Raw genomic sequence first — 24,804 nt, forward strand, 5'->3', positions numbered from 1 at the left:
CCGACGCCCCCTCCGACCGACGGCCCCGCACACCGGACGGGCGCCCCTGACCGAAGGCCCCGCCAAACGGAAGGCACCTGGGTGACGAGCACCGAAGCGATCACCGGAAGCGAAGACTCGGGACCCAGCGGCTACGCGGCGGCCCGGCTGCACCTCCTCCAGCAGGAGGTGCGGTCCGGGCCGCCGCGCCGTGCGGCCCTCGCCCGCCTCACCGACGACTGGCTCACCGGCCTGTTCACGGCGGCGGCGACCCGCGCCGGGGTCCGGGGCGCCGCCCTCGTCGCCGTCGGCGGCTACGGACGCGGCGAACTCTCCCCGCGCAGCGACCTCGACCTGCTCCTCCTGCACGACGGCAGCGCCGAACCGGCGGCCGTCGCCGCCCTCGCGGACGCCGTCTGGTACCCGGTCTGGGACCTGGGCCTGGCCCTGGACCACTCCGTACGCACCCCCGGCGAGGCCCGCAGGACGGCCGGGGAGGACCTCAAGGTCCAGCTCGGCCTGCTGGACGCCCGACCGGTCGCCGGAGACCTCGGACTGGTCGCCTCCCTGCGCACCGCGATCCTCGCGGACTGGCGCAACCAGGCCCCCAAACGCCTCCCCGCCCTCCACGAGCTCTGCCAGGAGCGCGCGGAGCGGGCGGGCGAGCTCCAGTTCCTCCTGGAACCCGACCTCAAGGAGGCCCGGGGCGGCCTCCGCGACGCCACCGCCCTGCGCGCGGTCGCCGCCTCCTGGGTCGCCGACGCCCCGCGCGAAGGGCTCGACCAGGCCCGACGCACCCTCCTGGACGCCCGCGACGCCCTCCACCTCACCACCGGCCGCGCCACCGACCGGCTCGCCCTCCAGGAACAGGACCAGGTCGCGGGGGCGCTCGGCCTGCTCGACGCCGACGCGCTGCTGCGACAGGTGTACGAGGCCGCCCGGACGGTCTCGTACGCCACCGACGTCACCTGGCGCGAGGTCAACCGGGTCCTGCGCGCCCGCTCGGTCCGCCCCCGGCTCCGCGCCATGCTCAGCGGCTCTCTCGGAGGAACCAAGCCCGCGCCCGAGCGCTCCCCGCTCGCCGACGGAGTGGTGGAGGCCGACGGCGAAGTGGTCCTCGCCCGCGCCGCCCGCCCCGACCGCGACCCCGTCCTCACCCTGCGCGCGGCGGCCGCGGCCGCCGAGGCCGGGCTGCCGCTCTCCCGCCACCTCGTACGCCATCTCGCCACCACCGTCCGGCCGCTGCCGGTCCCCTGGCCGCCGGAGGCCCGCGAGGAGCTGGTCACCCTGCTCGGCGCGGGGGAGTCCACCATCGGCGTCTGGGAGGCGCTCGAAGCGGAAGGGATCATCACCCGGCTGCTGCCCGACTGGGAACGCGTCCACTGCCGCCCCCAGCGCAACCCCGTCCACACCTGGACCGTCGACCGGCACCTGGTGGAGACCGCCGTCCGCGCCGCCTCCCTCACCCGCCGCGTCCACCGCCCCGACCTCCTCCTGGTCGCCGCCCTCCTCCACGACATCGGCAAGGGCTGGCCCGGCGACCACTCGGTGGCCGGTGAGGTCATCGCCCGGGACATGGCCACCCGGATCGGCTTCGACCAGCACGACGTGGGCGTCATCGCCACCCTCGTACGCCACCATCTGCTGCTCGTGGAGACCGCCACCCGGCGCGACCTGGACGACCCCGCCACCGTGCGGTCGGTCGCCGAGGCCGTCTCCACCGCCTCCACCCTGGAGCTGCTGCACGCCCTCACCGAGGCCGACGCGCTCGCCACCGGGCCCGCCGCCTGGTCCACCTGGCGGGCCTCCCTCGTCACCGACCTCGTCAGACGCGTCGCCGCCGTCCTCGCGGGGGAGCCCCCCCAGGAGCCGGAGGAGGCCGCGCCCAGCGCCGAGCACGAACGCCTCGCGATCGAGGCCCTGCGCACCGGCGAACCCGTCCTCACCCTGCACACCCAGCCCGAGGAGCCCGCCGGGGAGGGCGAGGTGGAACCCGTGGGCGTCGAGCTGCTCATCGCCCTGCCCGACCGCCCCGGCGTCCTGCCCGCTGCCGCCGGGGTCCTCGCCCTGCACCGCCTCACCGTGCGCGCCGCCGACCTGCGCGCGGTGGAGCTCCCCAACGAGGTGGGGGAGACCGCGGACCTGCTGCTGCTCAGCTGGCGGGTGGCGGCCGAGTACGGGTCCCTCCCGCAGGCCGCCCGGCTCCGCGCCGACCTCGTACGCGCCCTGGACGGCTCCCTGGACATCCGGGCCCGGCTCGCGGAGCGGGAGGCCGCCTATCCGCGCCGCAGAGGCGTGAAGGCCCCGCCGCCCCGGGTGACCGTGGCCGCCGCGGGCTCCCGCCGGGCCACCGTCATCGAGGTCCGCGCCCAGGACGCCCCGGGGCTGCTCCACCGGATCGGCAACGCCCTGGAGGGGAGTGCGGTACGGGTGCGCAGCGCCCATGTCTCCACGCTCGGCGCCAACGCGGTGGACGCCTTCTACGTCACCGGGACCGATGGCGAACCGCTGCCGGAGATCCGGGCCGCCGAGGTCGCCCGGGAGGTCGAGAAGGCCCTCGGCTGACTGCTTGCGACAAGCCCTCGTCCGGCTGGATCCGGGCGAGGGCTTGGTGTTCTCCGGGGGCCGGATACCCTGGAGGGCGACTGACCTGCCCCGCCCCCGACCCTGAGGACCGACGAGCGCCGTGTTCGATACTCTCTCCGACCGCCTTAGCGCGACTTTCAAGAACCTCAGGGGCAAGGGCCGCTTGTCCGAGGCGGACATCGACGCCACGGCACGCGAGATCCGTATCGCCCTGCTGGAAGCCGACGTCGCTCTGCCCGTGGTCCGGGCCTTCATCGCCAACGTCAAGGAGCGGGCGCGCGGCGTCGAGGTCTCCCAGGCGCTGAACCCCGCCCAGCAGGTCGTCAAGATCGTCAACGAGGAGCTCGTCGCCATCCTCGGCGGCGAGACCCGGCGGCTGCGGTTCGCCAAGACCGCGCCCACCGTGATCATGCTCGCCGGTCTCCAGGGTGCCGGTAAGACGACGCTGGCCGGAAAGCTCGGCCTCTGGCTCAAGGGCCAGGGCCACTCCCCGCTGCTCGTCGCCTGTGACCTCCAGCGCCCCAACGCCGTCAACCAGCTGAGCGTCGTCGCCGACCGCGCCGGGGTCGCGGTCTACGCCCCCGAGCCGGGCAACGGCGTCGGCGACCCGGTCCAGGTCGCCAAGGACTCCATCGAGTTCGCCAAGGCCAAGGTCCACGACATCGTCATCGTCGACACCGCGGGCCGCCTCGGTATCGACCAGGAGCTGATGCGGCAGGCCGCGGACATCCGTGACGCCGTCAGCCCCGACGAGATCCTCTTCGTCGTCGACGCGATGATCGGCCAGGACGCGGTCAACACCGCCGAGGCCTTCCGTGACGGCGTCGGCTTCGACGGCGTGGTCCTCTCCAAGCTCGACGGCGACGCCCGCGGTGGCGCCGCCCTGTCGATCGCCCATGTCACGGGCAAGCAGGTCATGTTCGCGTCGAACGGCGAGAAGCTGGAGGACTTCGACGCCTTCCACCCGGACCGGATGGCCTCCCGCATCCTCGACATGGGTGACCTGCTCACCCTGATCGAGCAGGCGGAGAAGACGTTCAGCCAGGAAGAGGCCGCCAAAATGGCCTCGAAGCTCCAGTCGAGCAAGGGTGGCAAGGACTTCACCCTCGACGACTTCCTGGCCCAGATGGAGCAGGTCCGCAAGATGGGCTCCATCTCCAAGCTGCTCGGGATGCTGCCCGGCATGGGGCAGATCAAGGACCAGATCAACAACATCGACGAGCGCGACATCGACCGCACCGCCGCGATCATCAAGTCGATGACGCCCAAGGAGCGCGCCGAGCCGACGATCATCAACGGCTCGCGCCGGGCCCGTATCGCCAAGGGTTCGGGCGTCGAGGTCTCCGCCGTCAAGAGCCTGGTGGAGCGCTTCTTCGAGGCCCGCAAGATGATGTCGAAGATGGCCCAGGGCGGCGGCATGCCCGGGATGCCGGGGATGCCCGGCATGGGCGGCGGCCCCGGCCGCCAGAAGAAGCAGGTCAAGCAGGCCAAGGGCAAGCGCAAGAGCGGCAACCCGATGAAGCGCAAGGCCGAGGAGGCCGCCGCCGCGGAGCGCCGCGAGCAGGCCGCCGCCCAGGGCGGCGCGTTCGGGCTCCCGGCCCAGGAGGACAAGAACTTCGAGCTGCCGGACGAGTTCAAGAAGTTCATGGGCTGACCGGCCCACAGGCTCGCGCGTAAGGGGCGCCCTTGAGAGAGGGCGCCCCTTACGCGCGTCCGTGGCGCCTTCTTTCAGGTCACGTCGTGCAGACCAGGTAACGGAAGACGTTCGGCATCCACACCGTGCCGTCCGCCCGCCGGTAGGGGTGCAGCGCCTCCGTGACCTCCTTCTCCACCTGGGAGCGGTCCGTGGCCCGTACGGCGGCGTCGAAGAGGCCGGTCGCCAGCAGCCCGCGCACCGCGCTGTCCGGGTCCGCGTACCCGAACGGGCAGGAGACCCGCCCCGAACCGTCCGGCTTCAGACCCGCCCGCGCGGCCACGTCCTCCAGATCGTCCCGGAGGGTCGGCCGCCACCCGCCCGGCCTGGGCGGACGCGCGGACTCCGTCAGCCGGGCCGCCACCCGCAGCACCGGCGCCGTGGCACACCGCTCCGGCGGGCCCCAGCCGGTCAGGACCACGGTCGCGCCCCGGACGGCCAGCGGGACGGCCGACCGCAGCGCCGGCACCAGCCCCTCGGTGTCCCCGGCCGCACACCCGATCGGCTCGAACACGGTGATCAGGTTGTACGGTGCCCCGTCCGCGCCGGCGGACGGGGGGAGCCCGGTGTCGTGCAGCCGGGCCCGGTGCGCGGGCGCACCTTCCGCGCCCTCCGTGCCCTCCGTGCCCTCGTCGGGCAGCAGCCGCTCACGGGCCAGCGCCAGCCGCTCCCGGTCGGAGTCGACGCCCGTGACCTGCGCCCCCCGGGCCGCCGCGACGAGCATGGCGAGCCCGGAGCCGCAGCCGAGCGACAGCATCCGGGTGGCGGGCCCGACTTCGAGCCGGTCGTACACCGCCTCGTAGAGCGGTGCCAGCATGCGTTCCTGGATCTCGGCCCAGTCGCGGGCACGGGTACCGGCGTCCGCCGGCGCGGAGGGATCCGCGTCCCGGAGGTTCCGGACGAGCGTTGGTGTCATGGAAAGCGCCCCAATCCGCCAAGAGGTCGATCTTGCCCGAGTGGACGGCCCCCGTGTGCGTATGTCCGCACCCCCCCGTATGCCAGGGAACTGCGCATCCGCCGTTCCGTCCAGGGGTTGTGGGGCACTCTTTGCGTACCCCGGTCGTGCGCCCCGTCGGCGGACCGCCGCGCCCGGCCTTTTCACGCCGTCGTGAACCCGGTCCGTCGTGCGCCCGGTCCGGCCCGAGGGTCTGCCGCCGGACCGCCGTGCGGCCGCACCCGGCGGCACATGGCGGCCCACGTCTGCTCTTCGGACCAGTCTTACCCGACACCGGGCGACGGGCACGTCGAGCGGCCCGCCGGGTACCCTCGCTGCCGGGCCCGTAAGCGGCACCGGGCGCCGGCGCACCGCACATCCCGTGCGCCGCGCATCCCGCGCACCGCACATCCCGTGCGCCGCGCATCCCGCGCGCTGTGCACCACCTTGGTGCGAGCTATGCGTCTTCTCCGCAGTTCGGCGCACCCGCCCGCCTCCGGACGCATCCAGGGCACATCACGGGCAACTGACTGGTACGTGCAAATTATTTGGGATGCCCCGGAATAGGAACACCGGAGCACTCGGACTCGTTGTCACGACGTGAGCACGACACCACCTGTACTTGCCGCAGAGCTGGCACAGGCGTGGGCCGACATTCAGCGGTACCACCCCGAGCTGCCCGATCTAGCCGCGCCCGAGTCCCTGATCGGAGAGTCCTCGTCCGCCTGTGGCGCCGAGCTCTCCTTCGAGCGACTGCTCCATGAGGCAGTCCACGGCATCGCCGCCGCGAGAGGAGTCCGTGACACCTCCCGCGCCGGCCGCTACCACAACCGACGCTTCCTCGCGATCGCCGAGGAGCTGGGCCTCGATCATGCCGAGGAACCCCACCCCAGCAGCGGATTCTCGCTGGTCACGCTGAATCCCGAGGCCAAGCGCCGGTACCGCCCGACCACCGAACGGCTCCAGCGCGCCCTCAAGGCGCACACGGTCGCCACCGCCGCCGACACCAAGCGCTCCTTCCGGGGCCCTGCCGCCCGGCACGGGTCCTCCGGAGGCGGTGTCCGGGTCAAGGCCGTCTGCGACTGCGGACGCAACGTCCGCGTCGTCCCCTCGGTCCTGGCCCAGGCCCCGATCGTCTGCGGTGGCTGCGGCAAGCCGTTCCAGATCCCGGAAGCGGCGGTCGCGGTGGGGTGAGGCGAAGTGGTGTGGCACAATGGCTAGCTGTACTCGACAGTCGCACAGGACCCCTCTCTCCTCCGGCTGACGCGTCCATCGGGCACTCCGAGTACCGCAACCCCACGTGGCATCTAGTTGTGCCCAACCACGTCATAGACCAGGAGACACCACTTCCGTGGCAGTCAAGATCAAGCTGAAGCGTCTGGGCAAGATCCGTTCGCCTCACTACCGCATCGTCGTCGCCGACTCCCGTACCCGCCGTGACGGCCGGGCCATCGAGGAGATCGGCCTGTACCACCCGGTGCAGAACCCCTCGCGCATCGAGGTCAACTCGGAGCGTGCGCAGTACTGGCTGTCCGTCGGCGCCCAGCCGACCGAGCCGGTCCTCGCGATCCTGAAGCTCACCGGTGACTGGCAGGCCCACAAGGGCCTCCCGGCCCCCGCGCCGCTGCTGCAGCCGGAGCCCAAGGCTGACAAGCGTGCCCTGTTCGAGGCGCTGTCCGCGGACGGCGACGAGGCCAAGGGTGAGGCCATCACCCCCAAGGCCAAGAAGTCGGACAAGAAGGCGGACGAGGCGGCTGACGCTGCCGCGTCCACCGAGTCGACCGAGGCCTGAGCATGCTCGAGGAGGCTCTCGAGCACCTCGTGAAGGGCATCGTTGACAACCCCGACGACGTGCAGGTGGCCTCGCGCACCCTGCGCCGCGGGCGTGTGCTGGAGGTCCGGGTCCACCCCGACGACCTCGGCAAGGTGATCGGCCGCAACGGCCGCACCGCTCGCGCTCTGCGGACCGTCGTGGGCGCCATCGGCGGCCGTGGCATCCGGGTCGACCTCGTCGACGTGGACCAGGTCCGCTGACCGCAGTTGAACACCGGCCAGGGCCGGGGAGGGCTTTCGAGCCGTCCCCGGCCTTTGTCGTCGGCCACCCCGGACGTTCTCCTGTCCACGTCCGCACCCCACCCATCGGAGAGACAGCGTGCAGTTGGTAGTTGCGCGGATCGGCCGCGCCCATGGCATCAAGGGCGAGGTCACCGTCGAGGTACGAACGGACGAGCCGGAGCTGCGGCTCGGGCCCGGCGCCGTCCTGGCCACCGACCCGGCGGCCACCGGCCCGCTCACCATCGAGTCCGGCCGGGTGCACAGCGGCAGGCTGCTGCTCCGCTTCGAAGGCGTACGCGACCGTACGGGCGCCGAGGCCCTGCGCAACACCCTGCTGATCGCCGAGGTGGACCCGGAGGAGCTTCCCGAGGACGAGGACGAGTTCTACGACCACCAGCTGATCGACCTCGACGTCGTCCTCGCCGACGGCACCGAGATCGGCCGGATCACCGAGATCTCCCACCTGCCCTCGCAGGACCTCTTCATCGTGGAGCGCCCCGACGGCAGCGAGGTGATGATCCCCTTCGTGGAGGAGATCGTCACCGCGATCGACCTGGCGGAGCAGCGCGCGGTCATCACCCCGCCGCCCGGCCTGATCGACGAGAGCGAGGCCGTGGTGGCCTCCTCCCGCGACGAGGAGGCGGAGCCCGAGGGGACGGCCGGGAAGTCCGGCGAGGCGCCGAAGGGCGAGGGCTCCTGATGCGGCTCGACGTCGTCACGATCTTCCCCGAGTACCTGGACCCGCTGAACGTCTCCCTCGTCGGCAAGGCCCGCGCCCGCGGGGTGCTCGACGTCCACGTCCACGACCTGCGGGAGTGGACGTACGACCGGCACAACACGGTCGACGACACCCCCTACGGCGGCGGTCCCGGCATGGTCATGAAGACCGAGCCCTGGGGCGAGGCGCTGGACGAGGCCCTGGCCGACGGGTACGAGGCCGGTGCGCACTCCCCGGTCCTCGTCGTGCCCACGCCCAGCGGCCGCCCGTTCACCCAGGAGCTGGCCGTGGAGCTCTCCGCCAAGCCCTGGCTGGTCTTCACCCCGGCGCGGTACGAGGGCATCGACCGCCGGGTGATCGACGAGTACGCCACCCGGCTCCCGGTCGTCGAGGTCTCCATCGGCGACTACGTGCTGGCCGGCGGGGAGGCCGCCGTCCTGGTGATCACGGAGGCCGTGGCCCGGCTGCTGCCCGGTGTCCTCGGCAACGCCGAATCGCACCGCGACGACTCCTTCGCCCCCGGCGCCATGGCCAACCTCCTGGAGGGGCCCGTCTACACCAAGCCGCCCGAGTGGCGCGGACGGGGTATCCCGGACGTCCTGCTCAGCGGCCACCACGGGAAGATCGCGCGCTGGCGGCGGGACCGGGCCTTCGCCCGTACCGCCCTCAACCGGCCCGATCTGATCGAGCGGTGCGAGGCGAGCGCCTTCGACAAGAAGGACCGCGAGATCCTCTCCATCCTCGGCTTCGCGCCGGAGCCCGGCGGCCGATTTTGGCGCAGGCCCCCGGCCGTGGAAGAATAGGCCGCTGCTGTACGTCCGGCGTGCGCCCCTGCCACAGGGGGACAGACGCCCGCCCGACGCGAACAGCACTCCGAACTCCTCTCGATCATTCCGTCGATGACCTGTGGCATCGGCGAAGAAAGCAGAACTCATGGCTTCCCTGCTCGATGGCGTCAACGCCGCCACCCTCCGTTCGGACGTCCCGGCGTTCCGCCCCGGTGACACCGTCAACGTCCACGTGCGCGTGATCGAGGGCAACCGCTCCCGTATCCAGCAGTTCAAGGGCGTCGTCATCCGCCGTCAGGGCTCGGGCGTCAGCGAGACCTTCACGGTCCGCAAGGTCTCCTTCAGCGTCGGCGTCGAGCGCACCTTCCCGGTGCACAGCCCGATCTTCGAGAAGATCGAGCTCGTCAGCCGCGGTGACGTCCGTCGCGCCAAGCTGTACTTCCTCCGTGAGCTCCGTGGCAAGGCCGCGAAGATCAAGGAGAAGCGCGACAACTGAGCTGCTTCCAGGGGTGCCGGTAAGGCACCCGCTGGTGTCCACAGCGCGGCCGGATAGGATTCGGCCGCGATGGACACGCAAGCAGAGCACCCGGAGCGCGATCACTCCTCGGAACCCCCCGCCGGGTCCGAGGAGGGGTCGCGCTTCTCGCGTGTCCGGGGCGCTGTCGCCTCCGTACGGTCCTGGCGGCGACGGATCCTCCTCACGGGGATGGCGGGCACGGCCGGGCTGCTGCTGTTCAGCGCCTTCGTGGTCCAGCCCTTCCTGATCCCCAGCGGCTCGATGGAGCCCACCCTGCGGGTCGGGGACCGGGTGCTCGTCAACAAGCTCGCGTACCGTTTCGGCGCCGAGCCCCAGCGCGGGGACGTCGTGGTCTTCGACGGGACGGGCTCCTTCGTACGGGAGGACCTGGACGCGAACCCGGTGACCGCGCTGGCGCGCGGGGCGGCCGCCTCCCTGGGCCTGGCCGAGCCCGCCGACACCGACTTCGTGAAGCGCGTGGTGGGCGTGGGCGGCGACCGCGTCGTCTGCTGCGACGCGCGGGGCGGGCTCCGGGTGAACGGGGTGCCGGTGGACGAGACGTACCTCCACCCCGGGGACACCGCCTCCGAGGCGCCGTTCGACATCGTCGTACCGCAGGGCACCCTCTGGATGCTCGGCGACCACCGCAGCCGCTCCAGCGACTCCCGCGACCACCTCGGGTCGCCCGGTGGCGGGATGGTCCCCGTCGAGCGGGTGACCGGCCGGGTGGACTGGCTGGGCTGGCCGCCCGCCCGGATCGGCGGCCTGGCGGAGACCGGCGCCTTCGACGGCGTACGGGCACCCGGCAGGGCGCATGGGTAACCGAGGGCGCCCGCGCGGCGCCCCGGACCCCGACGCCTCCCTGCCGACCGGGAGCCGGCCCACCACCCCCCGCTCGCTGCCGACCCGGGCCGAGCGCCGCAGGCTCGCCAAGAAGGTCCGGCGCAAGCGCCGCAGGTCCGCGGTGAAGGAGATACCGGTCCTCATCGTCATGGCGCTGCTGATCGCGCTCGTCCTGAAGACCTTCCTCGTCCAGGCGTTCGTGATCCCGTCCGGATCGATGGAGCAGACCATCCAGATCGGCGACCGCGTCCTGGTGGACAAGCTGACCTCGCGGTTCGGGTCGAAACCGCAGCGCGGCGACGTTGTCGTCTTCAAGGACCCCGGCGGCTGGCTCCAGCAGGAGAACACCGGGGAGAAGGAGGACCCGCCGGTCGGCATCAAGCAGATCACCGAGGCGCTGACCTTCATCGGCCTGCTGCCCTCCGACGACGAGCAGGACCTGATCAAACGCGTGGTGGCCGTCGGCGGCGACACCGTGAAGTGCTGCGGCGAGGACGGCCGCGTCACCGTCAACGGCGTACCGCTGAACGAGCCCTACCTGCACCCCGACGACCGGCCCTCCACCGTCCAGTTCGAGGTGGAGGTCCCCCAGGGGCGGCTCTTCATGCTGGGCGACCACCGGTCCAACTCCGCCGACTCCCGCTTCCACCTCGACGAGCCCGACAAGGGCACGGTCTCCGAGGACGAGGTGGTGGGACGTGCCGTGGTGATCGCCTGGCCGCTCGGCAACTGGAGCACCCTGGAGGAGCGCGAGGCCTTCGCCGCCGTGGACCGCGCGAGCGGAGCGGAGGCGGCGGGTCCGGCCCCGTCGCATAGGGTTGCCACTCCGGATCGGGACGGAATGGTCCGGCTCCCGACCCCTGCGGAACTCCCGCTCGTTATGGGAGTGGTGGGCCTGCACCGGATCGGGCGCGGGCAGTGGCACGTATTGAGGAGTGGATGTGGGGGATTTGGCGGTCGGCGCACGATCCGGACACGACGAACCCGAGGACCGGCCGGGGCGCGACGAGTCTCCCGCGGGCGGGGCGCCCCGCCCGCCGGACGGTGACGGCGGCGCTCCGGGCGGCGACGGCGGTACGCCCGGCGGGGACGGCGGTACGCCGGACGGGGACGGTGGCAGGCCCCCCAGAAAGCAGCGCTCCTTCTGGATGGAGCTGCCGCTGCTCATCGGTATCGCACTGATTCTGGCGTTGTTGATCAAGACGTTCCTGGTCCAGGCGTTCTCGATCCCCTCGGACTCCATGCAGAACACCCTGCAGCGGGGCGACCGGGTGCTGGTCGACAAGCTGACGCCCTGGTTCGGCGCCGAGCCGGAGCGCGGCGAGGTCGTGGTCTTCCACGACCCGGGCGGCTGGCTGGACGACACCGCCGTTCCGGAGCCCAACGTGGCGCAGAAGTTCCTCAGCTTCATCGGCCTGATGCCCTCCTCCGAGCAGAAGGACCTGATCAAGCGGGTCATCGCGGTCGGCGGTGACACCGTGGAGTGCAAGGAGAACGGACCGGTCACGGTCAACGGCAAGGCGCTCGACGAGAAGTCGTTCATCTTCCCGGGGAACACCCCGTGCAACGACAGGCCCTTCGGACCGATCAAGGTGGAGGAGGGCCGGATCTTCGTCATGGGCGACCACCGGCAGAACTCGCTGGACTCCCGCTACCACCAGGAGCTTCCCGGCCAGGGCACCGTCTCCACGGACGAGGTCGTCGGCCGTGCGATCGTCGTGGCCTGGCCGGTGGGCCGCTGGGCGACCCTGCCGGTGCCCGGCACCTTCGACCAGCCCGGTCTGAACGCGGCCGCCGCGATGGCCCCGGCCGCGCTGGGCGTGGCCGGAGCGCTGCCCCTGGTGCTCTGGCGGCGCAGGAGGCTGACCGTGAGGCGTACCGCCGGGTAGGGTGCCGACTCGGATCAGCGATTGTCGATCTCCGATGGGGGAGCGCTGGGATGAGCGGTACGCGAGGTGGTGAGGACGGCCACGGCCGGGCCGGCGCGATGGTGTCGGGCCTGGCCGTGGCCGTCGGCTGTGTGCTGTTCCTCGGCGGGTTCCTCTGGGCGGCGGTGGTCTACAAGCCGTACAGCGTCCCCACCGCGTCGATGTCGCCCACGGTGAACGTGGGCGACCGGGTGCTCGCGCAGCGGATCGACGGCGCCGATGTCCGCCGTGGTGACGTGGTGGTCTTCACCGACAAGGTCTGGGGGGACACTCCCATGCTGAAGCGCGTGGTCGGCGTCGGCGGGGACACGGTGGCCTGCTGCGACGAGAAGGGGCGGCTCACGGTCGACGGGACGCCCGTCGAGGAGCCGTATCTGAACCGGGGCCCCGCCGACGGCACCCCGGCGCCCGCCTCGCCGCAGGAGTTCTCCGCCGAGGTGCCCGAGGGGCAGATCTTCCTCCTCGGCGACGAGCGGTCCACCTCCCTGGACTCCCGGGTCCACCTGGCGGACGCCGGACAGGGCTCCGTACCCCTGAGCGCGGTCCAGGGCCGGGTCGACGCGGTGGCCTGGCCGATGAACGGCATGATCGGCCGCCCCGAGTCGTTCGCCGCGCTGCCCGGCGGAGTCTCCGCCGACGGCCCGCTCCGGCTCCAGGTGGGGGCGGCGCTGGTGGGCATGGTCCTCATCCTGGGCGGAGCCGCGTACGGGCCCATCGCCGCCCGCTCCGCCCGCAGGCGGGCCGCGGGGGCCGCGCGGTGACCGGTGAGGCGGGCGATGGGATCGGGCCGGTGGCCGGTGAGGCGGGCGATGGGATCGGCCCGGTGGCCGGTGAGGCGGGCGGTCGGAGCGGCCCGGTGGCCGGTGCGAGGCGCAGGGTGGCCCGGGTGGTGCTCCTGGACCCGGAGGACCGGATCCTCCTGCTCCACGGCCATGAGCCCGGCGACCCCGGCAACGACTGGTGGTTCACGCCCGGCGGCGGCCTGGAGGGAGACGAGAGCCATGAGGAGGCGGCCCGCCGCGAGGTGGCCGAGGAGACCGGGATCACCGGCATCGAGCTGGGCCCGGTGATCTGGAAGCGGATCTGCTCCTTCCCGTTCGACGGGCGGCGCTGGGACCAGGACGAGTGGTACTTCCTGGCCCGTACGGAACGGACCGCCACCGACCCCCGGGGCCTCACCGAGCTGGAACTGCGCAGCGTCGACGGTCTGAGGTGGTGGACCTCCGCCGAACTTCTCGCGACGCGTGAGACGGTGTACCCGACCAGACTCGCCGAGCTGCTGCGCACGCTCCTCGACGAGGGTCCCCCGCGTGTCCCGTCGGTCCTCGCCCCCGAAATCGTCTGATCGTCCAGGGGCGTCGAAGGCTGACGCACAATGGGGGGACGCACGGCTGAAGGGGAAACATGCCATGAGCGCCGAGGACCTCGAGAAGTACGAGACCGAGATGGAGCTGAAGCTCTACCGGGAGTACCGCGATGTCGTCGGTCTGTTCAAATATGTGATCGAGACCGAACGGCGCTTCTACCTCACCAACGACTACGAGATGCAGGTGCACTCCGTCCAGGGTGAGGTCTTCTTCGAGGTGTCCATGGCGGACGCCTGGGTCTGGGACATGTACCGGCCCGCGAGGTTCGTCAAGAAGGTCCGCGTGCTGACCTTCAAGGACGTCAATATCGAAGAGCTCAACAAGAGCGATCTGGAACTTCCGGGAGGCTGACCCCGCGCGGTCCGTACGTCACGGGACCGCCGACTCGTGCGAGACGCGGTACAGACCCGGTCACCCGTGTGGGTGGCCGGGTTTTCCACATCGGGAAGGTTGTCCACCAAGATCCACAACATTCCGGCGGCCGGGTCAGAGTCGGTCCCGGAGGTGGTGCCGAATGAACGCACGGGGGGCACTCGGGCGGTACGGCGAGGATCTGGCGGCACGGTTGCTGACCGACGCCGGAATGGCCGTGATCGAGCGCAACTGGCGCTGTCGCGCCGGAGAGATCGACATCGTCGCCCGGGACGGCGACGCACTGGTCTTCTGCGAGGTGAAGACCCGCAGGTCGGGCGGGTTCGAACATCCCATGGCCGGGGTCACCCCGGTCAAGGCGGACCGGCTGCGGCGGCTCGCCGAGATCTGGCTGGACCGGCACGGTGGGCCACCGCCGGGCGGGGTCCGGATCGATCTGGTCGGGGTGCTCGTGCCCCGGCGCGGAGCTCCCGTCACCGAGCATGCGCGGGGGGTGTCCTGATGGGGTACGCACGGGCGTGTTCCGTGGCGCTGGTCGGCGTCGAGGGCGTGGTGGTGGAGGTCCAGGCGGATCTGGAGCCCGGGGTGGCGGCCTTCACCCTGGTCGGGCTGCCGGACAAGAGCCTGGTCGAGAGCCGGGACCGGGTGCGGGCGGCGGTGGTCAACTCCGGGGCGGAGTGGCCGCAGAAGAAGCTCACGGTGGGGCTCTCCCCGGCCTCGGTCCCCAAGAGCGGCTCGGGCTTCGACCTCGCCGTAGCGTGCGCGGTGCTCGGCGCTGCGGAGCGGCTCGACCCCGCCGCCATCGCCGATGTGGTGATGATCGGCGAGCTGGGGCTCGACGGGCGGGTCCGTCCCGTACGGGGAGTGCTGCCCGCCGTCCTCGCGGCGGCCGAGGCCGGATACGAGTACGTCGTCGTCCCCGAGCAGACGGCGGGGGAGGCCGCCCTGGTGCCGGGCATCTCGGTCCTCGGCGTACGGAGCCTGCGCCAGCTCATCGCCGTGCTCTGCGACGAACCGGTCCCCGATGAGTCTGCCGAGGGCCGGGGGCGCCCCGACGCGATGCTCGCCGGACTCATGGTCCCGGGCAGCCTCGGCGCCGGGCTGGCCCCGGCCTCCGCACGCGGTGAGGGACACACCCCGGACCTGGCCGACGTCGCGGGGCAGCTGCGCCCCCGCAGGGCCCTGGAGGTGGCGGCGGCCGGGGGACACCACCTGCTGCTCTCGGGTCCGCCGGGTGCGGGCAAGACCATGCTGGCCGAGCGGCTCTCGACGGTCCTGCCGCCGCTGACCCGGCAGGAATCCCTCGAAGTGACGGCGGTCCACTCCGTGGCGGGCATCCTCCCCCCGGGTGAACCGCTCGTCTCCCGGGCGCCCTACTGCGCCCCGCACCACTCGGCGACCATGCAGTCGCTGGTGGGCGGGGGCAACGGGATGCCGAGGCCGGGGGCGGTCTCGCTCGCCCATCGCGGGGTGCTCTTCCTGGACGAGGCGCCGGAGTTCTCGGGCAAGGCGCTGGACGCGCTGCGCCAGCCGCTGGAGTCCGGCCATGTGGTGGTGGCGCGGGCGGCGGGGGTGGTGCGGCTGCCCGCCCGGTTCCTGATGGTGCTGGCCGCCAACCCGTGCCCCTGTGGGCGGCACACCCTGACCGGGGCGGGCTGCGAGTGCCCGCCCTCGGTGGCCCGCCGCTACCAGGCGCGACTGTCCGGCCCCCTGCTCGACCGGGTGGACCTGCGGGTCGAGGTGGAGCCGGTCGACCGGGCGGACCTGCTGGAGCAGGGCGGCCGGGGCGAGCCGACGGCCGTGGTGGCCGCGCGGGTGCGGGAGGCCAGGGCACGGGCGGCGGAGCGGCTGACCGGGACGCCGTGGACCACCAACAGCGAGGTCCCCGGCCACGAACTGCGCACCCGCCTGCTCGCCGCCCCCGGCGCCCTGGCCGCCGCCGAACGGGACCTGGAGCGCGGCCTCCTCACCGCCCGGGGCCTGGACCGGGTGCTGCGGGTGGCCTGGACGGTGGCAGACCTACGGGGCGCTCCCCGGCCGGAGGCCCACGACATCGCGGTGGCCCTGGAACTGCGGACGGGCATCCAGCGGGGGGCGCCGATGGAGCCGGTGGAGGCGGGGGCGCTGTGAAGGGGGTGGAGGCGGGGCGGTCGGGCCCGGGCCTGGAGCGGCCGGGCCTGGAGCGGCTGGCCCTGGAGCGGTCGGGGCCGGGGGCTGGGGTGGACAGAGAGCGGCCGGTCCAGGGGCCGACGCCGGTTGAACGGAGGCCGGGGCCGGGGCCGGGCCCGCAGCAGCCGGGGCTCGGGGCGGACTGTGGGCAGCCAGCCCTGGGGCCGGAGCCGGACGAGCGGCGGTCGGGGGCGGTGTCGGAGGCCGAGCGGTTGGCGCGGGCCGCGTTGACCCGGGTGCTGGAGCCGGGGGACGAGCGTGCCGGGGGATGGCTGCGGCAGACCGGGCCCGTCGGGCTGTTGCGGGCGCTGTGCGTCGCGGACGGCACCGCCGAGCGGTTACGGGGGATGAGCGCCGTACGGCTGGAGGGCTACCGGCTCCGCGCGGCGGCGGCCGAGCCCGAGCGGGACCTGGCGGCCGTCGCGGCCGTGGGCGGGCGGTTCGTCTGCCCGGGGGACCGGGAGTGGCCGAGCCAGCTCGACGACCTGGGCGACGCACGGCCCGTCGGGCTCTGGGTGCGGGGCCGGCCGGACCTGCGGCTGTGGGCCCTGCGCTCGGTCGCGGTGGTCGGCGCGCGGGCCTGCACCCCGTACGGGGCCCACATGGCGGCCACGCTCGGCGCCGGGCTGGCCGAGCGCGGCTGGGTGGTGGTGTCCGGCGCCGCGTTCGGGGTGGACGGAGCGGCGCACCGGGGGGTGCTGGCCGTGGGCGGCGCGACGGCGGCGGTGCTGGCCTGCGGTGTCGACGTACCCTACCCGCGCGGCCACGCGGAGTTGCTCGGGCGGGTGGTGCAACAGGGCCTCGTGATCGCGGAGTTGCCGCCGGGCGCCCACCCGACGCGCAGCAGGTTCGTCCTGCGCAACCGCGTGATCGCCGCCCTGACCAGGGGAACGGTCGTCGTGGAGGCCGAGTACCGCAGCGGTTCCCTGGTCACCGCCCGTCAGGCGCAGCGGCTCGGCCGGTTCGCGATGGGGGTGCCCGGGCCCGTCACCAGCGGGTTGTCGGCCGGGGTCCACGAACTGCTGCGCGGCGAAGGGGTGCTGGTCACCGACGCGTCCGAAGTCGCCGAACTGATCGGGGACATCGGGGACCTCGCACCGGACCGGCGCGGCCCGCTGCTGCCCCGGGACCGGCTGGACGCGGCGGGGGCGCGGGTCCTCGAAGCCCTCCCCTACCACGGCTCGGTCCACCCCCGTGACCTCGCCCGCGAGGCGGGGACCTCCACCGACGAAACACTCGGGCGACTGTACGAACTGCACTCACTGGGGTTCGTCGAACGGGAAGGCGACAGCTGGAGGTTGACGCGCCCGGCGCCACGCAACGGCGACGCGCGGCGAGGCGGTCCTTGACCTGGAGCATTCGGGTGAAAAGGTAAGGCCGATGACCTCGCACGATCGATCGGTGACCTGCGCCGGGGCCGTTGACCACGGTGTCGGCCCGGCTCCCGGCGGGTGCGGGCAGCGTGAACGGCAGAACGCAATCACGCAGCCCGGATCTCCGCTCCTGTGCGGACTGCGACGCCGTAGTCACGCTACGCTCACAAGGATTCCGCCCCAGACAAAAGTCCCCCAGCACTTCACGGCAGAACGGCTCAAGGCACCACATGCCCCAGCACACCTCCGGGTCTGACCGCGCGGCAGTACCACCGGTTGCGCGTGGCACTGTGCGCCCTCCCGCCCCCTCCTCGCTCGACGAACTGTGGCGTTCGTACAAGACCACCGGCGACGAGCGGCTGCGGGAGCAGCTGATCCTGCACTACTCGCCGCTCGTCAAGTACGTCGCGGGCCGGGTGAGTGTGGGGCTGCCGTCCAACGTCGAGCAGGCCGACTTCGTCTCCTCCGGGGTCTTCGGACTGATCGACGCCATCGAAAAGTTCGACATCGAGCGGGCCATCAAGTTCGAGACGTACGCGATCACCAGGATCCGCGGCGCGATGATCGACGAACTGCGGGCGCTCGACTGGATCCCCCGTTCCGTCCGGCAGAAGGCGCGGAACGTGGAGCGCGCCTACGCCACGCTGGAGGCCCAGCTGAGGCGCACGCCCTCCGAGGCCGAGGTGGCCTCGGAGATGGGCATCGGCCTGGAGGAACTGCACGCGGTTTTCAGCCAGTTGTCGCTGGCCAATGTCGTCGCCCTGGAGGAGATGCTCCAGGTGGGCGGCGAGGGCGGCGAGCGGCTGACCCTGATGGACACCCTGGAGGACACCGCCGCCGACAACCCGGTGGAGGTGGCCGAGGACCGCGAGCTCAGAAGGCTGCTCGCGCGCGCCATCAACACGCTCCCCGACCGGGAGAAGACGGTGGTGACCCTCTACTACTACGAGGGCCTGACCCTCGCGGAGATCGGCAACGTCCTCGGAGTGACGGAGAGCCGGGTCAGCCAGATCCACACCAAGTCCGTGCTCCAGTTGCGGGCCAAACTGGCCGACGCCGGTCGCTGAAACCCCTCCCTCCGGCCTGATCCGAACGCACGGCCCCGGGCTCGGCCCTTCCCTCCGGCACCCGCCGCCGTAGAGTGGATACGTGCCCAGGATTCGAGCGGCCTCCGTGGCCGAGCACCGGACCATGCAGCGCGGCGCCCTCCTGGACGCCGCGCGCTCCCTGCTGTCCGAGGGCGGTACGGAGGCGCTGACCTTCCCCGCACTCGCCGAGCGCACCGGGCTCGCCCGGTCCTCCGTGTACGAGTACTTCCGCTCCCGTGCCGCCGTCGTCGAGGAGCTCTGCGCCGTCGACTTCCCCGTCTGGGCGGCCGAGGTGGAGAACGCGATGGAGCGTGCCGAGACCCCCGAGGCGAAGATCGAGGCGTATGTCCGCCGACAGCTCGACCTCGTCGGGGACCGTCGGCACCGGGCGGTCGTCGCGATCTCCGCGAGCGAGCTGGACGCCGGTGCCCGGGAGAAGATCCGGGCCGCGCACGGCGGTCTGATCGCCATGATCGTCGAAGCGCTGGGCGACCTCGGCCACACCCAGCCGAGGCTCGCCGCGATGCTCCTGCAAGGTTCGGTGGACGCCGCCGTGCGCCGTATCGAGCTGACCGTGGCGGAGGAGCCCGGCGTCATCGCGGACACCGCCGTCGCCATGATCCTGCGCGGCGTACGGGGCTGAGCCCGGCGGCTCCGGGCACCGCCGCCCCCGCCGGTTCGGGCAGCCCGAACACCGGCAGCAGCCGCGACGGGCCGCGCCGAAGGAGCGAGAGCGGGTTCAGGTAGGCCTTCCCCCGCCGCAGCCCCCAGTGCAGACAGCCCGTGGCGCAGTGGAACGGACCCGCCTCCAGGAGGCCGACCGGTTGGCCCGCCACCACGAGGTCGCCCTTGCGCACCAGCGCCCGCACCGGCTCGTACGTCGTCCGCAACGGCGGCGCCCCGCTCCCGGCCAGCTCGATGGCGAGGACCCCGCGCCCGGCCACCCGCCCCGCGAACGAGACCCGGCCGGTGGCGGCGGCCAGCACGACGGTGCCCGGCGATGCCGCAAGGTCGACGCCGCGGTGGCCGGGCCCGTACGGGGTGGACGGCGGCTCCCACCCCCGTAACACCGCAGGCCTCCCGCCCACCGGCCAGACCGGACCACCACCCACCTCCACGAAGGCCCCCACGCCCGCCCCCGGCCCACCCGCCGACGGAGACGGCTCCCGGCCTTCGCCCGCCCCCGGCTTCCGGTCCGGACCCGGCTCCCCCTCCGCACCCTGATCCCCGCCCGCCCCCGGCCCGGACATCGGCGGTGGCGCCTCTTCGGCCCGTGCGGTCGGCAGCAGCCATGACCCGGTGGCCCCGGCCGGCGCCCGTGGTGGCGGCAGTGCGGCCGTCAGCAAGGCCGCGACCAGCAGGAACACCGGCACGCGGACGCGGCGCCGCAGGCCGGGCGTGCGGGGCGGCAGGCAGGGGGACGGGAGGCGCGGGGACGGCAGGAGCCGCAGAGGTCGGGGGAATCGCAGGGATCGGGGGAATCGCGGAGATCGCAGGAATCGCATGGATCAACGCTCTCCCGGAGGGGCGGATTCCGGGGATCTTGGACCGCTCCTGTGGAGTACTCGCCGGTTGTGGACATCGCCGTCACCCGGTACCCCACGGGTCCCGTACACTTCTTACGGCGATCCGGGTCACCGGGTCGACTTCGCACGCCCCGCCACCTCCCTCTTCGCGGACGGTGGCCGCGCTCCTCGGTCCCTTGTGGCACGGCGCGTCGGGGCGTCAGGCGCGACCGTAAACCTGCGGTCGCGACAACCGAGTACCTCAAGGAGTACGGCCATGGCCGTCGTCACGATGCGGGAGCTGCTGGAAAGCGGCGTCCACTTCGGTCACCAGACCCGTCGCTGGAACCCGAAGATGAAGCGCTTCATCTTCACCGAGCGCAACGGCATCTACATCATCGACCTGCTCCAGTCGCTGTCGTACATCGACCGCGCCTACGAGTTCGTCAAGGAGACCGTCGCCCACGGCGGCTCCATCATGTTCGTGGGTACGAAGAAGCAGGCCCAGGAGGCCATCGCCGAGCAGGCGACGCGCGTCGGCATGCCGTACGTCAACCAGCGTTGGCTCGGTGGCATGCTCACCAACTTCTCCACCGTCTACAAGCGCCTTCAGCGTCTGAAGGAGCTTGAGCTCATCGACTTCGAGGACGTGGCCGCCTCCGGCCTCACCAAGAAGGAGCTCCTGGTCCTCTCGCGCGAGAAGGCCAAGCTGGAGAAGACCCTCGGTGGTATCCGCGAGATGCAGAAGGTGCCCAGCGCCGTCTGGATCGTCGACACCAAGAAGGAGCACATCGCCGTCGGTGAGGCGCGCAAGCTCCACATCCCGGTCGTCGCGATCCTCGACACCAACTGCGACCCCGACGAGGTCGACTACAAGATCCCGGGCAACGACGACGCGATCCGCTCCGTCACCCTGCTCACCCGCGTGATCGCCGACGCCGTCGCCGAGGGCCTCATCGCCCGCTCCGGTGCCGCCACCGGTGACTCGAAGCCGGGCGAGAAGGCCGCCGGCGAGCCGCTCGCCGAGTGGGAGCGCGACCTGCTCGAGGGCGACAAGAAGGACGAGACCGCGGCTGCCGCCGAGGTCCAGTCCTCCGCCGAGACCGAGAAGGTCGCCGACGCCGAGAAGCCGGCCGAGGCCGTCGCCGAGGCCGAGGCCGCTGTCGAGGCTCCGGCCGCCGACGCGGACGCCGAGCAGGCCTGACACCCGTCACGGCTACTGACGGCGGGGGCCGGCGCCACAAGCGCTGCCCCCGCCGTCCACCCGTAGATCTTTCAGACTTCGAGAGAGACATACAGACTCATGGCGAACTACACCGCCGCTGACGTCAAGAAGCTCCGCGAGCTCACCGGCGCCGGCATGATGGACTGCAAGAAGGCGCTCGACGAGGCCGACGGCAGCGTCGACAAGGCCGTCGAGGCGCTCCGTATCAAGGGCCAGAAGGGCGTCGCCAAGCGCGAGGGCCGCTCCGCCGAGAACGGTGCCGTCGTCTCCCTCATCTCCGAGGACAAGACGTCCGGCGTCCTCCTTGAGCTGAAGTGCGAGACGGACTTCGTCGCCAAGGGTGACAAGTTCCAGGCCGTCGCCAACGCGCTGGCCGCGCACGTCGCCGCCACCTCCCCGGCCGACATCGCCGCGCTCCTCGCCTCCGAGATCGAGCCCGGCAAGACCGTCCAGGCGTACGTGGACGAGGCCAACGCCAACCTCGGCGAGAAGATCGTCCTGGACCGCTTCGCGCAGTTCACCGGCGACTTCGTCTCCGTGTACATGCACCGCACCATGCCCGACCTGCCCCCGCAGATCGGTGTCCTGGTCGAGCTGGACAAGGCCGACGCCGACCTGGCCAAGGGCATCGCGCAGCACATCGCCGCCTTCGCCCCGAAGTACCTCTCCCGCGAGGACGTCCCGGCCGAGGTCGTCGAGGCCGAGCGCCGCGTCGCCGAGGAGACCACCCGCGCCGAGGGCAAGCCCGAGGCCGCGCTCCCGAAGATCGTCGAGGGTCGCGTCAACGGCTTCTTCAAGGAGGCCACCCTCCTCGGCCAGCCGTACGCGCTGGACGCCAAGAAGTCCGTCCAGAAGGTTCTGGACGAGGCCGGTGTCACCCTGAAGCGCTTCTCGCGCATCAAGGTCGGCATCTGAGTCCGTCCGGGCGAACAGCATCCGACCCGATAGGGTCGGGTGCAGTCGACGGCCGCACTCACGCCGGACGACCGCAGATCTGACGAGGAGGCCATTGCCGCTGTAGGGACACCAGACCCACCGGCAATGGCCTTCTTCGTATGTGCACGAGGAGAATTTCCATGGACAAGGGCGCGGACGCCATTCAGGCCGACGACAAGCGCGACGACACGTTTTCCGGGCGCTTCATGCTGAAGCTCTCCGGCGAGGCCTTCGCCGGTGGTGGCGGCCTCGGCGTCGACCCCGACGTCGTGCACACCATCGCCCGCGAGATCGCCGCCGTCGTACGCGACGGCGCCCAGATCGCGGTGGTCATCGGGGGAGGCAACTTCTTCCGCGGTGCCGAGCTCCAGCAGCGCGGCATGGACCGGGCCCGGTCCGACTACATGGGCATGCTCGGCACCGTCATGAACTGCCTGGCGCTCCAGGACTTCCTGGAGAAGGAGGGCATTGACTCGCGCGTCCAGACCGCCATCACCATGGGTCAGGTCGCCGAGCCGTACATCCCGCTCCGTGCCGTACGGCACCTGGAGAAGGGGCGCGTCGTCATCTTCGGCGCCGGTATGGGCATGCCGTACTTCTCCACCGACACCACCGCCGCCCAGCGCGCCCTGGAGATCGACGCCGAGGCGCTGCTCATGGGGAAGAACGGCGTGGACGGGGTCTACGACTCCGACCCGAAGGCCAACCCCGACGCGGTGAAGTTCGACGCGCTGGAGTACGGCGAGGTGATCACGCGCGACCTGAAGGTCGCCGACGCCACCGCCATCACGCTCTGCCGTGACAACAAGCTCCCGATCCTCGTCTTCGAGCTGACCGCCGAGGGCAATATCGCTCGCGCCGTCAAGGGTGAGAAGATCGGCACGCTCGTCAGCGACGAGAGCACCCGGGCCTGACGGCCCCCCCCAGGATGGACAACGGCCTGCCGGTCGGACACCGTGCAGGTGAGGACGCGACGCAGGACCCGCAGGGCACGGTGATGACGATGCCGCGCCCACACAAGACACGCAGGAGCACGTGGTGATCGAAGAAATCCTCCTTGAGGCCGAGGAGAAGATGGAGAAGGCCGTCGTCGTCGCGAAAGAGGACTTCGCCGCGATCCGTACCGGCCGTGCGCACCCGGCGATGTTCAACAAGATCGTCGCGGACTACTACGGCGCACTGACCCCGATCAACCAGCTGGCCTCGTTCTCGGTGCCCGAGCCGCGGATGGCCGTCGTGACGCCGTTCGACAAGACCGCGCTGCGCAACATCGAGCAGGCGATCCGCGACTCCGACCTCGGCGTCAACCCGAGCAACGACGGCAATATCATCCGGGTGACGTTCCCCGAGCTCACCCAGGACCGCCGCAAGGAGTACATCAAGGTCGCCAAGACCAAGGCCGAGGACTCCAAGATCTCGATCCGCTCCATCCGCCGCAAGGCCAAGGAAGCGCTCGACAAGCTCGTCAAGGACAAGGAGTCCGGCGAGGACGAGGTGCGCCGCGCCGAGAAGGAGCTCGACGACACCACCGCGAAGTACGTCGCGCAGGTGGACGAGCTGCTCAAGCACAAGGAAGCCGAGCTGCTCGAAGTCTGATGAACGACTCTTCCTGGGGCGCACCGCAGGGAGCCGGTTACCGGGGTGCCCCCGAGATGGGGGTCGCTCCGGCGGGTCCCGCCTACGATGTGCATGAAGCCCAGCAGACTCGGCCCATGCCCAACGTGCCGGACGTTCCCGACGCAGGTAGAGACGCACAGAGCCGTGGAGACCGGGACAGGGACGCCGCGCACGTCAGCGGCCCCCTGTTCCGTGACGAGATGCCGCAGGAGCCCATGTCCACCCCGCTGCCGTCCCCGCCGCAGAAGAAGCGTGCGGGGCGTGATCTGCGCGCCGCCATAGGGGTCGGCGTGGGGCTCGGCGCCGTCATCGCCGCCTCGCTGTTCATCGTGAAGGCCGTCTTCGTCGGTGTGATCGCGCTCGCCGTCGTGGTCGGCCTCTGGGAGCTCACCTCCCGGCTCCAGGAGCAGAAGGGCATCAAGGCGCCCCTCGTTCCGCTCGCCGTCGGCGGAGCCGCGATGGTCGTCGCCGGCTACGCCCGGGGCGCGGAGGGGGCCTGGGTCGCCATGGCCCTGACCGCGCTCGCGGTGCTGGTCTGGCGGATGACCGAGCCCCCGGAGGGGTATCTCAAGGACGTCACGGCGGGCGTCTTCGCCGCGTTCTACGTACCCTTCCTGGCCACCTTCGTCGCCCTGCTGCTGACGGCGGACGACGGACCGTGGCGGGTGCTGACCTTCCTCATCCTCACCGTCGTCAGCGACACCGGGGCGTACGCGGTCGGCTGGCGCTTCGGCACCCACAAGCTCGCCCCCCGCATCAGCCCCGGCAAGACCCGCGAGGGCCTGCTCGGTGCCGTGGCCTTCGCCATGGTCGCGGGCGCGCTGTGCATGGAGTTCCTGATCGACGGCGGCGCCTGGTGGCAGGGGCTGCTGCTCGGTCTCGCGGTCGCCGTCAGCGCCACCCTCGGCGACCTCGGCGAGTCCATGATCAAGCGGGACCTGGGGATCAAGGACATGGGAACCCTGCTCCCCGGCCACGGCGGCATCATGGACCGGCTGGACTCACTGCTGCCGACCGCACCGGTGGTCTGGCTGCTGCTGGTCCTGTTCGTCGGCTCCGGCTGAGCGTCCTCTCAAGGGCGCGCACCACGCCCGACCTGCACGTTCTACGA

Annotated in this window: 26 protein-coding genes; 24 read left to right on the top strand and 2 right to left on the bottom strand. The window is 71.9% G+C overall.

Annotated features, from left to right (window positions below):
- Positions 1-81 precede the first annotated feature (81 nt).
- Both ACFW9Z_RS13810 and ffh read left to right on the top strand, forming a co-directional pair.
- The gene (locus ACFW9Z_RS13810) at positions 82-2,544 is read left to right on the top strand and encodes a [protein-PII] uridylyltransferase (RefSeq protein ID WP_384639147.1); all 2,463 of its coding nucleotides are present in this window, start codon (positions 82-84) and stop codon (positions 2,542-2,544) included.
- A 121-nt stretch (positions 2,545-2,665) separates the two neighbouring features.
- The gene (gene ffh / locus ACFW9Z_RS13815) at positions 2,666-4,219 is read left to right on the top strand and encodes a signal recognition particle protein (RefSeq protein ID WP_384639150.1); all 1,554 of its coding nucleotides are present in this window, start codon (positions 2,666-2,668) and stop codon (positions 4,217-4,219) included.
- Between the two features lie 79 nt (positions 4,220-4,298).
- On the opposite strand, the gene ACFW9Z_RS13820 is transcribed toward ffh, so the two are convergent.
- On the bottom strand, positions 4,299-5,174 hold the full coding sequence (locus ACFW9Z_RS13820; protein WP_384639153.1) for a methyltransferase domain-containing protein: 876 nt from the start codon (positions 5,172-5,174) through the stop codon (positions 4,299-4,301).
- A 618-nt stretch (positions 5,175-5,792) separates the two neighbouring features.
- Here ACFW9Z_RS13820 and ACFW9Z_RS13825 point away from each other — a divergent pair.
- The 17 genes from ACFW9Z_RS13825 (at position 5,793) to ACFW9Z_RS13905 (ending at position 19,053) form a co-directional block, all read left to right on the top strand.
- On the top strand, positions 5,793-6,386 hold the full coding sequence (locus ACFW9Z_RS13825; RefSeq protein ID WP_018509633.1) for a hypothetical protein: 594 nt from the start codon (positions 5,793-5,795) through the stop codon (positions 6,384-6,386).
- A gap of 157 nt (positions 6,387-6,543) precedes the next feature.
- Entirely contained in the window at positions 6,544-6,984 is a 441-nt protein-coding gene (gene rpsP, locus ACFW9Z_RS13830) for a 30S ribosomal protein S16 (RefSeq protein WP_018488710.1), read from the top strand.
- Between the two features lie 2 nt (positions 6,985-6,986).
- The gene (locus tag ACFW9Z_RS13835) at positions 6,987-7,226 is read left to right on the top strand and encodes an RNA-binding protein (protein ID WP_003980229.1); all 240 of its coding nucleotides are present in this window, start codon (positions 6,987-6,989) and stop codon (positions 7,224-7,226) included.
- Between the two features lie 118 nt (positions 7,227-7,344).
- Positions 7,345-7,947 (top strand): ribosome maturation factor RimM, encoded by a 603-nt coding sequence (gene rimM, locus ACFW9Z_RS13840; protein WP_384639156.1) that lies wholly within the window; start codon positions 7,345-7,347, stop codon positions 7,945-7,947.
- Positions 7,947-8,768: a tRNA (guanosine(37)-N1)-methyltransferase TrmD gene (gene trmD / locus ACFW9Z_RS13845; protein WP_384639159.1), complete on the top strand. Its 822-nt coding sequence runs from the start codon at positions 7,947-7,949 to the stop codon at positions 8,766-8,768. Before rimM ends, trmD begins: the two co-directional genes overlap by 1 nt.
- 130 nt (positions 8,769-8,898) lie before the next feature.
- The gene (gene rplS / locus ACFW9Z_RS13850; RefSeq protein ID WP_384639161.1) at positions 8,899-9,249 is read left to right on the top strand and encodes a 50S ribosomal protein L19; all 351 of its coding nucleotides are present in this window, start codon (positions 8,899-8,901) and stop codon (positions 9,247-9,249) included.
- A 69-nt stretch (positions 9,250-9,318) separates the two neighbouring features.
- A complete protein-coding gene (lepB, locus tag ACFW9Z_RS13855) occupies positions 9,319-10,092 on the top strand; it encodes a signal peptidase I (protein WP_384639164.1) in 774 nt (257 codons plus the stop codon).
- On the top strand, positions 10,085-11,161 hold the full coding sequence (gene lepB, locus ACFW9Z_RS13860) for a signal peptidase I (protein WP_384639167.1): 1,077 nt from the start codon (positions 10,085-10,087) through the stop codon (positions 11,159-11,161). The genes lepB (ACFW9Z_RS13855) and lepB (ACFW9Z_RS13860) overlap by 8 nt, the downstream gene beginning before the upstream one ends.
- Positions 11,064-12,002, top strand: a complete 939-nt coding sequence (gene lepB, locus ACFW9Z_RS13865; protein ID WP_384639457.1) for a signal peptidase I — start codon at positions 11,064-11,066, stop codon at positions 12,000-12,002. The genes lepB (ACFW9Z_RS13860) and lepB (ACFW9Z_RS13865) overlap by 98 nt, the downstream gene beginning before the upstream one ends.
- Positions 12,003-12,052: 50 nt before the next feature.
- Positions 12,053-12,802 (top strand): signal peptidase I, encoded by a 750-nt coding sequence (gene lepB, locus ACFW9Z_RS13870; protein WP_384639170.1) that lies wholly within the window; start codon positions 12,053-12,055, stop codon positions 12,800-12,802.
- A 95-nt stretch (positions 12,803-12,897) separates the two neighbouring features.
- Positions 12,898-13,386, top strand: a complete 489-nt coding sequence (locus ACFW9Z_RS13875; protein WP_384639460.1) for an NUDIX hydrolase — start codon at positions 12,898-12,900, stop codon at positions 13,384-13,386.
- 64 nt (positions 13,387-13,450) lie between these two features.
- Positions 13,451-13,759: a DUF2469 domain-containing protein gene (locus tag ACFW9Z_RS13880; RefSeq protein ID WP_109381766.1), complete on the top strand. Its 309-nt coding sequence runs from the start codon at positions 13,451-13,453 to the stop codon at positions 13,757-13,759.
- Between the two features lie 163 nt (positions 13,760-13,922).
- Positions 13,923-14,282 (top strand): YraN family protein, encoded by a 360-nt coding sequence (locus ACFW9Z_RS13885; protein WP_384639174.1) that lies wholly within the window; start codon positions 13,923-13,925, stop codon positions 14,280-14,282.
- A complete protein-coding gene (locus tag ACFW9Z_RS13890) occupies positions 14,282-15,910 on the top strand; it encodes a YifB family Mg chelatase-like AAA ATPase (protein ID WP_384639177.1) in 1,629 nt (542 codons plus the stop codon). The genes ACFW9Z_RS13885 and ACFW9Z_RS13890 overlap by 1 nt, the downstream gene beginning before the upstream one ends.
- 275 nt (positions 15,911-16,185) lie before the next feature.
- Positions 16,186-17,298 (top strand): DNA-processing protein DprA, encoded by a 1,113-nt coding sequence (dprA, locus tag ACFW9Z_RS13895; RefSeq protein ID WP_384639463.1) that lies wholly within the window; start codon positions 16,186-16,188, stop codon positions 17,296-17,298.
- A gap of 254 nt (positions 17,299-17,552) precedes the next feature.
- The gene (whiG, locus tag ACFW9Z_RS13900) at positions 17,553-18,389 is read left to right on the top strand and encodes an RNA polymerase sigma factor WhiG (protein WP_384639180.1); all 837 of its coding nucleotides are present in this window, start codon (positions 17,553-17,555) and stop codon (positions 18,387-18,389) included.
- A 106-nt stretch (positions 18,390-18,495) separates the two neighbouring features.
- A complete protein-coding gene (locus ACFW9Z_RS13905) occupies positions 18,496-19,053 on the top strand; it encodes a TetR/AcrR family transcriptional regulator (RefSeq protein WP_384639466.1) in 558 nt (185 codons plus the stop codon).
- On the opposite strand, the gene ACFW9Z_RS13910 is transcribed toward ACFW9Z_RS13905, so the two are convergent.
- The gene (locus ACFW9Z_RS13910; protein WP_384639469.1) at positions 19,004-19,777 is read right to left on the bottom strand and encodes a murein hydrolase activator EnvC family protein; all 774 of its coding nucleotides are present in this window, start codon (positions 19,775-19,777) and stop codon (positions 19,004-19,006) included. The genes ACFW9Z_RS13905 and ACFW9Z_RS13910 overlap by 50 nt on opposite strands.
- Before the next feature lie 415 nt (positions 19,778-20,192).
- Between ACFW9Z_RS13910 and rpsB the strand changes: the two genes are divergently transcribed.
- The 5 genes from rpsB (at position 20,193) to ACFW9Z_RS13935 (ending at position 24,757) form a co-directional block, all read left to right on the top strand.
- Complete coding sequence (gene rpsB / locus ACFW9Z_RS13915; protein ID WP_030810176.1) at positions 20,193-21,119, top strand: 30S ribosomal protein S2; 927 nt, start codon at positions 20,193-20,195, stop codon at positions 21,117-21,119.
- 99 nt (positions 21,120-21,218) lie between these two features.
- Entirely contained in the window at positions 21,219-22,055 is an 837-nt protein-coding gene (gene tsf / locus ACFW9Z_RS13920; RefSeq protein WP_030569540.1) for a translation elongation factor Ts, read from the top strand.
- A gap of 161 nt (positions 22,056-22,216) precedes the next feature.
- Positions 22,217-22,990: a UMP kinase gene (pyrH, locus tag ACFW9Z_RS13925; protein WP_384639183.1), complete on the top strand. Its 774-nt coding sequence runs from the start codon at positions 22,217-22,219 to the stop codon at positions 22,988-22,990.
- 124 nt (positions 22,991-23,114) lie between these two features.
- The gene (gene frr / locus ACFW9Z_RS13930; protein ID WP_018509617.1) at positions 23,115-23,672 is read left to right on the top strand and encodes a ribosome recycling factor; all 558 of its coding nucleotides are present in this window, start codon (positions 23,115-23,117) and stop codon (positions 23,670-23,672) included.
- A complete protein-coding gene (locus ACFW9Z_RS13935) occupies positions 23,672-24,757 on the top strand; it encodes a phosphatidate cytidylyltransferase (protein ID WP_384639186.1) in 1,086 nt (361 codons plus the stop codon). Before frr ends, ACFW9Z_RS13935 begins: the two co-directional genes overlap by 1 nt.
- The last annotated feature ends 47 nt before the right edge of the window (positions 24,758-24,804 follow it).

The sequence above is a fragment of the Streptomyces sp. NPDC059452 genome (assembly GCF_042750035.1).
Taxonomy (GTDB): domain Bacteria; phylum Actinomycetota; class Actinomycetes; order Streptomycetales; family Streptomycetaceae; genus Streptomyces.